At 68.5% G+C, this 12,748-nt stretch carries 10 protein-coding genes and 2 pseudogenes; 6 read left to right on the plus strand and 6 right to left on the minus strand.

Annotated features, from left to right (window positions below):
• Positions 1–89: 89 nt before the first annotated feature.
• Positions 90–773, minus strand: a complete 684-nt coding sequence (locus ACWCQ1_RS50530; RefSeq protein ID WP_358609159.1) for a response regulator transcription factor — start codon at positions 771–773, stop codon at positions 90–92.
• A gap of 101 nt (positions 774–874) precedes the next feature.
• On the opposite strand from ACWCQ1_RS50530, the pseudogene ACWCQ1_RS50535 reads away from it, so the two are divergent.
• Positions 875–1,172: pseudogene (locus ACWCQ1_RS50535) on the plus strand (Tn3 family transposase); the annotation flags it as partial.
• Between the two features lie 86 nt (positions 1,173–1,258).
• Here the strand turns inward: ACWCQ1_RS50535 and ACWCQ1_RS50540 are convergent.
• From ACWCQ1_RS50540 to ACWCQ1_RS50555, 4 genes are all read right to left on the minus strand, one after another.
• Positions 1,259–2,344: a 2Fe-2S iron-sulfur cluster-binding protein gene (locus tag ACWCQ1_RS50540; RefSeq protein WP_451029936.1), complete on the minus strand. Its 1,086-nt coding sequence runs from the start codon at positions 2,342–2,344 to the stop codon at positions 1,259–1,261.
• A complete protein-coding gene (locus tag ACWCQ1_RS50545) occupies positions 2,341–3,585 on the minus strand; it encodes an aromatic ring-hydroxylating oxygenase subunit alpha (protein ID WP_451029937.1) in 1,245 nt (414 codons plus the stop codon). Before ACWCQ1_RS50545 ends, ACWCQ1_RS50540 begins: the two co-directional genes overlap by 4 nt.
• Before the next feature lie 46 nt (positions 3,586–3,631).
• Positions 3,632–5,680 carry an oxidoreductase gene (locus ACWCQ1_RS50550; RefSeq protein ID WP_451029938.1) on the minus strand — a complete coding sequence of 683 codons (2,049 nt, stop codon included), beginning with the start codon at positions 5,678–5,680 and terminating at the stop codon, positions 3,632–3,634.
• A 167-nt stretch (positions 5,681–5,847) separates the two neighbouring features.
• Positions 5,848–6,642, minus strand: a complete 795-nt coding sequence (locus ACWCQ1_RS50555) for an IclR family transcriptional regulator (protein ID WP_451029939.1) — start codon at positions 6,640–6,642, stop codon at positions 5,848–5,850.
• Between the two features lie 186 nt (positions 6,643–6,828).
• Between ACWCQ1_RS50555 and ACWCQ1_RS50560 the strand changes: the two genes are divergently transcribed.
• Genes ACWCQ1_RS50560 through ACWCQ1_RS50575 form a run of 4 tightly spaced genes read left to right on the plus strand, consistent with a single transcriptional unit; the run spans position 6,829 to position 11,946 of the window.
• The gene (locus ACWCQ1_RS50560; protein ID WP_358609125.1) at positions 6,829–8,412 is read left to right on the plus strand and encodes an ABC transporter substrate-binding protein; all 1,584 of its coding nucleotides are present in this window, start codon (positions 6,829–6,831) and stop codon (positions 8,410–8,412) included.
• A 2-nt stretch (positions 8,413–8,414) separates the two neighbouring features.
• Positions 8,415–9,371: an ABC transporter permease gene (locus ACWCQ1_RS50565; RefSeq protein WP_358609122.1), complete on the plus strand. Its 957-nt coding sequence runs from the start codon at positions 8,415–8,417 to the stop codon at positions 9,369–9,371.
• Complete coding sequence (locus ACWCQ1_RS50570; protein ID WP_358609119.1) at positions 9,368–10,258, plus strand: ABC transporter permease; 891 nt, start codon at positions 9,368–9,370, stop codon at positions 10,256–10,258. Before ACWCQ1_RS50565 ends, ACWCQ1_RS50570 begins: the two co-directional genes overlap by 4 nt.
• Positions 10,258–11,946, plus strand: a complete 1,689-nt coding sequence (locus tag ACWCQ1_RS50575; protein WP_451029940.1) for a dipeptide ABC transporter ATP-binding protein — start codon at positions 10,258–10,260, stop codon at positions 11,944–11,946. The genes ACWCQ1_RS50570 and ACWCQ1_RS50575 overlap by 1 nt, the downstream gene beginning before the upstream one ends.
• Here ACWCQ1_RS50575 and ACWCQ1_RS50580 read toward each other — a convergent pair.
• A pseudogene (locus tag ACWCQ1_RS50580) lies at positions 11,901–12,173 on the minus strand (dihydrodipicolinate synthase family protein); the annotation flags it as partial. The gene ACWCQ1_RS50575 and the pseudogene ACWCQ1_RS50580 overlap by 46 nt on opposite strands.
• Before the next feature lie 177 nt (positions 12,174–12,350).
• Here ACWCQ1_RS50580 and ACWCQ1_RS50585 point away from each other — a divergent pair.
• Positions 12,351–12,748 (plus strand): GntR family transcriptional regulator (locus ACWCQ1_RS50585; protein ID WP_451029941.1); only part of this gene is annotated, 398 nt, incomplete at its 3' end.

Here is a 12,748-nt window from a genome sequence, read left to right on the forward strand (position 1 = left end):
CTTGCCGTTAGTTCGGGGCAGCTGCTGTCTGAGAAGCAGAAAGCTCAACCCGCGAGGGAAGAATCTCCCTGCTTCAGCTGGGGGAGAAGTCAAGGAGGAGTCTCCCGCAACGTGTATCCCAGGCCCCGCAGCGTGTAGATCAATCGCGGCTCACCCTCGGCCTCCATCTTGCGGCGCAGGTAGCTCACGTATACCTGAAGGTTGTTGGCGGTGGAACTCATGCCGAAGCCCCAGATCGCCTCGAACAGCGCGTCGCGGGTCAAGACCCGGGTCGCGTTGCTCATGAGGACCTGCAGGAGGGAGAACTCGGTCCGGGTCAGGTGCAGCGGCCGCCCGCCCCGCCACGCCTCGAACCTGTCCGGATCGAGCCGGACGTCGGCGAACGACAGGATCTGGGACTCCTCGTCGGTCGGCGTGCGCCGGCGCAGCAGGGCCCGCACCCGGGCCAGCAACTCCTCGGTGGCGAACGGCTTGGGCAGGTAGTCGTCGGCGCCCGCGTCCAGCCCCGCGACCCGGTCGGAGACCTGGTCACGGGCGGTCAGCATCAGCACCGGCAGATCCCGGCCCGCGGCCCGCAACCGCCGGCAGGTCTCCAGCCCGCCGAGGCGGGGCATCATCACGTCGAGGAGCAGCAGATCCGGCGCGTCGCCCCCGATCCCGTCGAGCACGGCGAAACCGTTGGCGACGGTGCTGGTGTCGTAACCCTCGACCTGGAGCACCCGCTCCAGCGATTCACGGATGGCCGCCTCGTCATCCGCGATCATGATCCGCACGCCGGCCCGCCCCCTCCAGTCGATGCTTTTGCCGCTCATTGTCGCCGATCAACCTGAGGCCAGTATTAGAGCGTCGCCGCTGTGGTGCCCGGGCCGTGCTGTACCGGCGGTTGATGAACCGGCAGCTCACCGTTGAGGAGTCCCGTCACCGCCCCGCCCGCGCGATCTGTCACGGCGGCCGGGGCCAGATTCGCCAGGCGTGCCGCGACGGCCAGGAGGACCAGCTCGTCGCGCTCGGCCTGGACCTCAACGCCGTCGTGCTGTGGAACTCCCGCTGGCATCGACGCTGCTGTCGCCCGGTTACGCGCCGAGGGCCACGAGAGCCGGGACGAGGACGTCGCGCGGCTCTCCCCGCTCAAGGACCGGCCCATCAACTTCCTGGGGCGCTATCTGTTCACCATCAAGGTGTTGGCCTTGTTCGGGACTTGCCGACTGTCTCGAACGCTGTCCCGATGGCAGCGTTCGCGCCGATCGCATGGGGCTCGTCAGGCGTCGACCACGAGATTCTCCCGCGGCTTGGCGCAGCAGAGCAGGATCTTGTTCTGGGCGATCTCACGAGGCCGGATGCCCCCGTTGTGCCGCATGTCGACGGACCCGGACAGCAGGGTCGTCTTGCAGGTTCCGCACATTCCCTGGGCGCAGGACGCCGGGAGGCTCAGGCCCGCCCGGGAGGCCGCTGCGAGGAGGGAGGTGTCCGCGTCGCAGGTGAGGGTGCGCCGGCTGCGGGTGAACTCGACGGTGTACGAGGGGTGTTCGGCGGTGTCCGTCGGGTCGGCCGGGGGTTCGTCGGCCTGGGGTGGTTCGAAGGTGAAACTCTCCTCGTGGTGGCGGTCCATGGGGAACCCGGCCGCCGAGAGCAGGTCGCGCACCGCCGCCATGTAGCCGGCCGGGCCGCAGGTGAAGATCTCCCGTCGGCGGAAGTCGGGGGCGATCTGCCGGAGCATGTCGAGGGTCAGCCGGCCACGGTGGCCGCCCCAGGGTTCGGTGGGGCCGTCCTCCTCGCAGACGTGCGCCACCCGGATGGTGGGCGCGGTGGCGGCGATCAGGTCGAGTTCGCGGCGGAAGAGGATGTCGTCGGGGGTGCGGGCGCTGTGCACGAACACCACGTCGGCCGGGTGTGCGAGGTCGTACAGGGTCCTGGTCATGGCCATCATCGGGGTCGCGCCGCTGCCGCCGGACAGGAAGAGGTACTTCGGCGCGGGGTGCCGGGTGAAGGAGAAGTCCCCGAGCGGGCCCCGCGCCCGTACCGTGCCCCCAGGACGCAGGTGGTCGTGGAGCCAGTTGGAGACCAGCCCGCCCGGCACCCGCTTCACGGTGACGGTGAGGGAGTGGGGGCGGGTGGGCGGCGAGGAGATGGTGTAGCAGCGCTCGACGGAGCGGCCGTCGATGTCGACGCCGAGGGTGAGGAACTGCCCGGGGTCGTGGTGGAAGAGCCGGGGCTGCGGGGGCTGGAGGACGAAGGTCCTGACGTCCGGGGTGAGGACGTGGACCTGCTTGCAGACCAGGAGCCCGTCGGTGGCCTCGTCGTTCCAGGGGAGGGCGTCGGTCCAGTCCAGGAGGGTGTCGGTCATCGTTCGAGGTGCGCCTTCAGCCGGGTCACGTACCAGTTGACGAACGCCTCGACCTGGTACTCGGTGGGGTTGTACGGCCCCGGGAGATAGGCGGGGCTGGAGATGCCCTGCTGGGCGCGGGCGACCAGGAGCGCGTCCTGGTCGTTGGTGGCCGTCCACACCCGGGTCAGGGAGTCGAGGTGGTAGTCGACGCCCTCGACCGCGTCGGCGTGCACCAGCCAGGTGGTGCGGACCAGGGTGCGGTCCGGGGCGAGCGGGATCACCGAGAAGGTGATGGCATGGTCGGAGAGGAAGTGGAACCAGGCATTGGGCTGCATGTGCAGGGACAGGCGGCCCAGACGGGGTGTGGTGAAGTCGGCCAGGAGTTTTCTGCAGGCCGCCGTGCCGTCTTCGGTGAAGGACTCGCCCGCTCCGTCCAGCGGTTCGCGCTGGATGCGGAAACCCGTGGCGCGGGTGTCCAGTTCCTCGATCGCGGCATACGGCAGGCCCAACGCCTCGTACGTCGTCCGGGACTCGGCGTCGGCCCGGAGGTAGCGGTCGTACGCCGGGCGCAGTACCGGCGGCACGTCCTCCTTTGCGTAGCCGTAGACGGGGAAGAGGGAGCACTGGAGTTCCGGGTGGCCGCCGCAGTGGTAGCACTCCCGGTTGTTCTCCATGGTGAGCTTCCAGTTCCCGTTCTCCACCAGGTCGATCTGCGTGGCCACCTTGGCCAGGCCCAGGCCGTGCGGCGCGATGTACGACTCGATGCGGGCGGCCACCTCGTCGAAGTCGGCGGGCGGTTGATCGGCGAGGCAGATGAACACCAGGCCGGCGAGGGTACGGGCGTGCACGGCGCGCAGCCCGAAGCAGGACCGGTCGAAGTCGGGCGGCAGCGACTCCGCGTGCAGCAGCCGGCCGTCGACGCCGTAGGTCCAACGGTGGTAACCGCAGACGATGTTTCCCACCGAGCCGTGCTGCTCGTTGAGGATGCGGGCGCCGCGGTGACGGCAGACGTTGTGGAAGGCCCGTACCTCTTCGTCGTCGTCGCGGAGCAGGATCACCGAGTACGGGCCGAGGGCCACGGTCACGTAGTCGCCGGGCTCGGGGAGTTCGGCCTCGGCGGCGACGAACAGCCAACTACGGGCGAAGACCGCCTCGATGTCGAGGTCGAAGAACTCCTGGCCGGTGTAGAAGGGGGCTTCGAGGCCCAGGCCGGGGGCGCGGCGGGCCACCAGGGCGGCCGGGTCCGACACAGAGGTCACGGGGGCGAATGTCGTCAACGTCGTTTCTCCAGACGGTTGGTGAGGGTCAGACCGGCAGGCACAGGCGCAGCGCGTCGTAGACGGCGGCGTGGATGTTGCGGCTGGCGACCGCGTCGCCGATGCGGAACAGCTGGTAGCGGCCGGTGTCGTCGCGGACCACCGTCTGCGGTCGGTGGGCGAGCAGGGCGCGGTGGTCCACCTCGCCCAGGTTGCTCGATCCGGACAGGAGTTCGCGGTACAGCTCGTCCGCCGGGAGGGTTCCGTGTTCCACGATCACGTGGTCGACGGTGAGTTCGGTGTCGGCGTCGGTGTAGTCGCTGCTCAGGGTCGCGGTCAGGCGGCCGTCCGGGGCGCGGCGCACGGCGCGCAGGCGGCGGGCGAGGGTGGTCGTGACGTCGTGTTCTGCGAAGACCCGGAGGTAGGCGGGGGAGTTCATGCTGCCGACGTCGGGGGCGAGGGTGCGTTCCGGTGTCACGTAGTGCAGGCGGGCGCCGGAGGCGGCGAGCACCTCGACGGCGTCGAGGGCGGGATAGCCGCCGTGGTCGTCGTACACCAGCACCTCGCCCTTCGGGTGCAGTGAGCCGGTCAGTACGTCCCAGGTGTCGGCGACCAGGTCCTCGCCCACGTCCAGGAAGGTGCTGTTGGGCATGCCGCCGGTGGCGACGACGACCAGGTCGGGGTGTTCGGCGAGTACGTCGGCCGCCTCGGCGTACGTGCCCAGACGCAGGTCGACGCCGTGGTGCTTGCACTCGGCGACCCGCCAGTCGACGATGCCGAGCAGGTCGCGGCGGCGGGGGTTGGAGGCCGCGAGCCGGATCTGGCCGCCCGGCAGATCCCCCGCCTCGAACAGCACCACGTCATGGCCGCGTTCGCCCAGGACGCGGGCGGCCTCCAGCCCTGCCGGACCGGCGCCGACGACAACTGCCTTCCTGCGACGTCCCGTTGTGGCCGGGATGGTGTGGGGCAGGTGGAGCTCCCGTCCGGTCGACGGGTTGTGGACGCATTTCGTGTCGCCCGAGTCGTAGATCGCGTCGAGGCAGTAACTCGCGCCCACGCAAGGGCGGATGCGGTCTTCCTGGCCTGCGGCGACCTTGGCGACCAGATGCGGGTCGGCGATCTGGGCGCGGGTCATGCCGACCAGGTCGAGCAGTCCCTCGCGCAGGGCGTACCGCGCGGTGGCGGGATCCGCGATGCGGGCCGCGTGCATCACCGGCACCCGCAGCCGGCGCCGGACCTCGCCGGTGAACTCCAGGAACGGTCCCAGCGGAGTGCCGATCGGCGGGATGGCCCGTACCAGCGATGCGTCGCTCTCGATGGAGCCGCGGATGGTGCTGACGAAGTCGATGCCGTCCTTTGTGAAACGCTCCGCGGCCACCAGGGCGTCGTCGAAGGTCAGCCCACCGGGCCGGACCTCGTCCAGCATCAGCCGGATCCCGACCACGAAGTCCGGGCCGACCGCCTCCCGCACCGCCCGGACCACCCGGCGCGGGAACGCCATGCGGTGCTCCAAGCTGCCGCCGAACTCGTCGTCGCGGTGATTGGTGGTGGGGGAGAGGAAGCTGTCGAGGAAGTGGCCGTACGCCTCCAACTCGATGCCGTCCAGGCCGCCTTCGCGGCAGCGCAGCGCGGCTGAGACGTAGTCGGCGGTGATCCGGTCGAGGTCCCACGGCTCGGCGGCCTTGGGGAACGCCCGGTGCGCGGGCTCCCGCAGCGGTGACGCGGAGAGCACCGGCAGCCAGTCGCCGGTGTAGTTGCTGGTACGGCGGCCGAGATGGGTGACCTGGCACATCACCGCGGCGCCGGCCTCGTGCACCTCGTCGGTGAGCCGGCGCAGCCACGGCACGATGTCGTCCCGGTACAGCAGCAGGTTGCCGAAGGCGGGCGGGCTGTCCGGCGAGACCACGGCGGAGCCGCCGATCATGGTCAGGCCGACACCGCCGCGCGCCTTCTCGACGTGGTAGGCGCGGTAGCGGTCCTTGGGCAGGCCGTCCTCGCCGAAGGCGGGTTCGTGGGAGGTGGAGACGACCCTGTTGCGCAGGGTGAGGTGTTTGAGGCGAAAGGGCTGGAGCAGGGGATCGAGGCTCTGGGAAGGCACAACCACTCCTCGGGAAGTGGGAGACCGGCCGCTGCGTGAGGGTGCCGACAGTGGCACGCAACGAGCGCGTTTGTCTCGTATCGCGATACAGACTCGCGATGCGAGACAAATGGTGGAGGCGGCCAGCCGTAGCCGTCAAGAGGCGGCAGGGGTGGGGAAGAGCCTCGTCAGACCTGCGGGCGATGCCCCTGGCGTACGGAAATCCGCTCGCCCGCCTGCCTGACCTGCTCCGCGAGAGCCGGCACGGTCTCGTCGTCGGCGCCGAGGTCGAGGCGGAAGGTCGGCCCGGAAACGGTGACGGCGGCGACGATCCGGCCGTCCAGGTCGTGGATCGGCGCGGCGATGGCGGCCAGCCCGATCTCGTGCTCCTGCGAGGTGGTGGCGTACCCGCGTTCCCGGACCGTGCGCAGCTCGGCCTTCAGCAGCGCCGGTTCGGTGATCGTGTGCGGGGTGTACCGCACGAGCCCGCGCCCCAGCACCTCGTCGGCCTGCTCCTCGGGCATGTGTGCGAGGAAGAGCTTGCCGGCAGCGGTGGCGTGCAGGGGGCTGCGCTTGCCGACCCAGTCGATGCTGGAGATGGTCGCACCTCCCATCTCCTGGTCGATGGTGATCACTTCGAGCCCGTCATGGATCGCGAGGTTCACCGTCTCGCCCACGGCGGCGGCCAACTCCCGGCAGACCGGGCGGCTCAGCAGGGACAGATCGCTCTGCCGCCCGGCGCCGGCGGCCAGCTCGACCATGCCGAAGCCCAGGCGGTATCGCCCGCGCTCGGTGTCCTGCTCGACCAGACCGCGCGACTCCAGGGTGGCGAGCAGCCGGAAGACCGTCGCCTTGTGCAGACCCAGCGCCGCGGCGAGTTCGGTCACTCCGGACGGCCCGCGCCGGGACAGCGACTGAAGGATCGAGACGGCGCGGTCCACGGACTGCACCGAGGTGTCACGGGGCCTTCCGGCGCTGGTCATGGCGGAAAGGATAGCCAGCCGGGCGGCCGGCCCGCGCTCCCCATGGCCCCGCCCCGCCGGTTACGGGTGCGTTTCCGCGGTTAATTCTCCGCGCCCGAGGGTTGGCGGGAAACCGTCCACTGGCTATCGTTCACGCACTCCACTCAATCGTTCCGCTGAACGAATAACGAGAAGGACGGTCGGCCCATGCCCGACACCCACCACCCAGGACGGCGGTCGTTCCTCACCGCCGGCGCGGCGGGCGCCGCCAGCCTCGGCGCGTCCTGGCTGCTGTCCGGATGCTCGGGCGCGGACGCCGGCACGGTGCTGCCGGCCGCGGCGCCGGGGGGCACCCCGGACCGCGGCGGCAGCCTCCGCATCGCCCGGCCGCCCGCCTCCGACGCCGAGACCCTCGACCCGGCCAGCTCCCTGTCGGCGTACGAATACCTGGGCGCCCTCTACAACCGCCTCGTCCGGGTCGGCAGCGACGGCGCCCTCGCGCCCGACCTCGCCGAGTCCTGGGAGACCGACGCCAAGGCCACCACCTGGACCTTCCGGCTCCGCAAGGGCGTCACCTTCCACGACGGCCGGGCCTTCACCTCCGCCGACGCCGCCTACACCCTGCGCCACATCATCGACAAGGCGACCGCCTCCCCGCAGGCCGCCGTCCTCGCCCCGCTCGTCGACCCGACGACCCTGCGCACCCCCGACGCGCACACCCTCGTCGTCCCGCTGAAGTCCCCGAACGCCGAGTTCCCGAGCCTGCTCACGCACTACAACTGCTACGTCATCCCGGACGGCAGCGCGAAGTCCATCGGCCGCACCGGCATCGGCACCGGCCCCTTCAAGCTGGAGTCCTTCGCGCCCGCGGGCCCCGGCCGCATCACCGCCCACGCCGACCACTGGGCCGGACGCCCCGTCCTCGACGCGATCTCCTTCTACTCCGTCGCCGACATGTCCGCCCGGGCCAACGCCCTCCTCGCGGGTCAGGTCGACCTGCTCTCCCAGACCAACCTCGACTTCGCCACGGCCCGCGTGGTCGCCGCCTCCGACCGCGCGACCGTCGCCCGCGTGAAGAACGCCCAGTGGTACGTCCTCCCGATGCTCACCACCGACAAGCCCTTCACCGACGTACGCGTACGCCAGGCGATGAAGCTCGCCTACGACCCCGAGCACGTGGTGAAGGTCGCCCTGCAGGGCGCCGGCACCGCGGGCTGGGACAACCCGGTCCCGCCGGACGACCCGCTGCACATCGCCGCGCACCCGAAGCACGACCCGGAGCAGGCCAAGTACCTGCTCAAGCAGGCAGGCCAGTCGGGTCTGGCGATCGACCTCTACACCTCCGCCTACGACCCCCTGCTCACCCCCATGGCGCTCGCCTACCAGGAGTCCGCCAAACGGGCCGGCATCCGCATCCGCGTCAAGACCGCCGCCGCGGACTCGTACTACACGCAGATCTGGATGAAGAAGCCGCTGATGGCGACCTACTGGTACACGGGCCGGCCCGTCGACCAGCTCTTCACACAGATCTTCCGCAGCGGCTCCTCCTACAACGAGACCGCCTGGTCCGACAAGGCCTTCGACACGCTCCTGGACCGCGCCCGCGCCGAGACCGACGACGCGTTGCGCCGCGAACTCTACGGCCAGGCGCAGACGATGGTGATCGAGAAGGGCGGGGCGATGACCCCGATGTTCGCCGACCGGCTCGTGGGGATCTCCCGCGAGGTGCGCGGATACGCCGAGCACGGCTTCGAGTTCGACTACCTCGGCATCGGCCTGAAGGGAGCCTGAGCATGCTCGTGTTCGCCGCCCGCCGACTGGCAGCCGCCCTCGGCACGCTGCTCCTCTCCTCCGTCCTGGTCTTCCTCGCCCTCCAGGCCCTGCCCGGCGACGTCGCCACCCAGATCCTCGGCAAGGACGCCACCCCCGACGCGGTCGCCGCCCTGCGGGGGCAACTGGGACTCGACCAGCCCGCCTGGGAGCGCTACTTCGACTGGATCAAGGGCGCCGTGCACGGCGACTTCGGTACGTCGCTGGTCTCCGGCAAGCCGGTGGGCAGCGAGGTCGCCCAGTACCTGGGCAACTCCGCGCTCATCGCCGTCGTCACCATCGTCTTCGCGGTGACCGGGTCCCTGGTGCTGGGCATCCTCGCCGGCCTGTACCGCGACCGCTGGGCCGACCACGTGATCTCGACCGCCGGCCTGGTCGGCATGAGCGTCCCGGAGTTCGTGGTCGCCACCGTCCTGGTGCTGTGCTTCTCGGTCGCACTGCCGTGGTTCCCGGCGGTCGTCCTGTACGGCCCCGACGCGAGCGTCGGCCAACTCCTGCCCGCCGTATGGCTTCCCGCGCTCGCACTCGCCATCGTGATGGCCGCCTACATCATCCGCATGGCCCGCACGTCGGTCATCGACGTCATGGCCAGCGAGTACGTCACCACGGCCCGGCTCAAGGGCCTGTCCACCTGGCACGTGGTCACCCGGCACGCCCTGCCGAGCGCGCTGCTGCCCACCCTGCACGTCATCGCCCTGAACGTGGCCTGGCTGGTGGGCGGTGTCGCCGTCGTCGAGAACGTCTTCAACTACCCGGGCATCGGCAAGCTGATGCTCACCTCCGTGCAGAACCGGGACCTGCCCGTCGTGCAGGCCGTCGCCCTGATCAGCGCGGTCGTGTACGTCGTCTGCAACCTCGCCGCCGACCTCGGCGCCATGGCCCTCAACCCCAAGCTCCGTACGCGCGGGAGGACCCGATGACCACCCTCGACACCCTGCCGGTGACCGCGGCGGCGACGCCGGGACGCGCGGCCCGCACCTGGCGCACCCTGCGCTCCTCCCGAACGGCCCTCGTCGGCCTCGCGATCGTGGCCGTCCACACCCTGACCGCCCTCCTCGCCCCCCTGCTCACCTCCTACGACCCCACCGCCAACGACCCCTCCCAGGCCCTCCTCGGATCGAGCTGGTCGCACTGGGCCGGCACCGACCAGTACGGCCGGGACGTCCTCACCCGCGTGCTGTACGGCGGCCGTTACGCGCTCGGCGTCTCCGTCGTCGCCACCGTCATCGCCCTCGCCCTCGGCACGGTCATCGGCTGTGCGGCGGCACTGCGCGGCGGCTGGTTCGACGACGTGCTGGGCCGCGTCCTCGACGCGGTGCTGTCGGTGCCGGCCGTCCTCGCGCTGCTCGTCGTCGTGACCGCGCTGGGCACCGGCCCGGTGGTCATCGTGATCGCCGTGGCCGTCGTCTTCGTACCCCAGGTCGTACGGGTGGTGCGCGGCGCGGCGCTGGCCGTCGTACCCGCCGACTACGTGACCGCGGCCCGCGCCCGCGGCGAGCGCACCTGGTCGATCCTGTGGCGGGAGGTCCTGCCCAACATCACCGACGTGGTGTGCGTGGAGTTCGCCATGCGGGCCTCCTGGGTCGTGCTGCTGATCTCCTCGCTGTCCTTCCTCGGCTTCGGCGCCGACCCGCCGACCCCCGACTGGGGGCTCATGGTCGCCGAGAACCGCACCGCCATCACCGTCGTCCCGATGGCGAGCCTCGCGCCGATCATCGCCCTGGCCACGCTCGTGGTCGGGCTCAACCTCGCGGCCGACGGCCTGTCCAAGGCGTGGGGCGTGGACCGGATCAGGGAGGGCTCCTGATGACCTCTACCGCTGTGGTTTCCGTCGACTCCCTTCATGTGTCCTACCGTTCGGGCGGGCGTGACGTGCCCGTCGTGCACGACGTGTCCTTCGAGGTCGCCGAGGGCCGCACCCTCGCCCTCGTCGGCGAGTCCGGCAGCGGCAAGTCGACCGTCGCGGCGACCCTGCTCGGCCATCTGCGACACGGCTCGCGCCTGGACGGCGGGAGCGTGCGGGTGGACGGCAAGGACGTGTTCGCCCTGCCCGAGAAGGAGTTGCGGCGGCTGCGCGGCGGGACGGTGGCGCTGGTCGCCCAGAACGCCGGGCACGCGCTCACCCCGTCCATGCGCGTCGGACGGCAGATCGCCGAGGCCGGCGGCGAGGTCCCGGTCCTCGACCTCCTCGAACAGGTACGGTTGCCCCGCCCCGCCGACCTCGCGCGCCGCTACCCGCACGAACTCTCCGGCGGCCAGCAGCAGCGCGTCGCCATCGCCATGGCGCTCGCCGCCCGCCCCAAGGTCCTCGTCCTCGACGAGCCCACGACCGGCCTCGACGTCGTCACCCAGCGCGGCATCCTCGACCTCGTCACCGCCCTGCGCGACGAACTGGGCCTGGCCGCCGTGCTGGTGAGCCACGACCTCGGGGTGGTCGCGCGGATGGCCGACGAGGTGAGCGTGCTGCGGTCGGGCCGGGTCGTGGAGTCGGCACCCACCCGCACCCTCTTCGCCGGAGCCCAACACACATACACCAAACGCCTGTTGGCGAGCGTGCCGCGCCTGACCGACGACGGGCTCGCCCTCGTCGGGGACAACGGCGAGCGGGAGGTGCGGGCGAAGGCGGTGGTGGACGCGGACGCCCCGGTCGCGGTGTCGGCGACGGACGTCACCATCGACTACGGCTCGTCGCGTGCCGTGCACGGCGTCTCCTTCGACGTCCGGTGCGGCGAGATCGTCGCCCTGGTCGGGGAGTCGGGCAGCGGGAAGTCCACGCTCGCCTGGTCCCTGGCCGGTCTGCGCGCCTCCTCGGGCGGCACGATGACGCACGGCTCCGGCGACCTGGCCAAGCCCGCCCGCCGTCGCCCCACCGCCCTGCGGCGCCTGGTCCAGCTCGTGTTCCAGAACGCCGACACCTCCCTCAACCCGCGCCGCACGGTCGGCGACGCGATCCGCCGCCCGCTCCGCTTCTTCGGCACCGCCCCCGACCGGCAGCAGGCCGCCGCCAAGGCCCTCGACCTCATCCGGGACGTACGCCTGGACCCGGCGTTCGCCGACCGGCTGCCCGCCCAGCTCTCCGGCGGCCAGCGCCAGCGCATCGGCATCGCGCGGGCGCTCGCGGGCGAGCCGGATGTGCTGATCGCCGACGAGATCACGACCGCGCTGGACGTCTCGGTCCAGGCCGAGGTGCTGCGCCTGCTCGACGACCTGCGCCGGGAACGGCAGTTGGCCTGCCTGTTCATCAGTCACGACCTGGCCGTCGTACGGGGCATCGCCGATCGCGTGCTGGTCCTGCGCCAGGGCGTGGTGGTCGAGGAGGGCCCGACCGAGGCCGTCTTCGCCGACCCCGCCCACCCCTACACCCGGGAGCTGATGGCGGCGTTAATTCGAAGGTATGGGGGGAAACCTAACATAATTCCATTAAAACCAGCTTCTTCTGCTGCAATGGCCAATGCTATTGCATCTTTAGTTTGTACTGCTGCAACTCCTCCATAAAGTAGAAAATTATCTTGCGCCGCTTCTTTTACTTTATTATATAAAGTAATACGTTCTTCTATAGTCATAGAATGCTGCTCTCCTGTAGATCCACTGATCAGTAAGGAGGGAACATTATTCTTTTTATAATAATTAATTAATGGCGGTATACTGGCTAGATTAAGCTGTCCTTCATAAGTAAACGGTGTTACCATAGCAACACTAAATTCAAGAAAAGGATTTTTCATTTCAAAGTCTCCTTATATATTATTTTTCTTCACTGCTTCCGCCACTTAGTATAATATTTCTAAAAGTAACCTCAGTAAGATTTCTTTTTGCTTATATCCTTCAAACTATAAATGGCTTCAAAAAGATTTTATACTGTAATGTGACATTAAAAAAGGTACAATTATGAACAAATAAACATGTCAAGGGTGGTATTAATGAAAAATACTATTTTTGCTCTTAATGATAACACACCGAAATATAAACAAATTTACGAGCAGTTTAAATTTTATATGGAGAATGGAAATATTTCCGTTAATGAACAGCTGCCATCTATTCGTCAGCTTGCTGACTCGCTTTCAGTAAGTAGAAATACTACGCTTAATGCTTATGAACAACTTTTGGCAGAAGGTTACATTCGTAGTGATGGACGTAAAGGATATTTTGTAAATGACTTAGATCCGCTTTTATATCAAAGTGCTAAAATGCCAATTAAGAGTGAGAAAAAAGAATTAAGAGATGCTCGCATTGATTTTCGAGCAGGAACCGTAGATCAAGAGCATTTCCCACTAAAAAATTGGAGAAGACTGACGAATCA

Source organism: Streptomyces sp. NPDC002144, assembly GCF_053593695.1.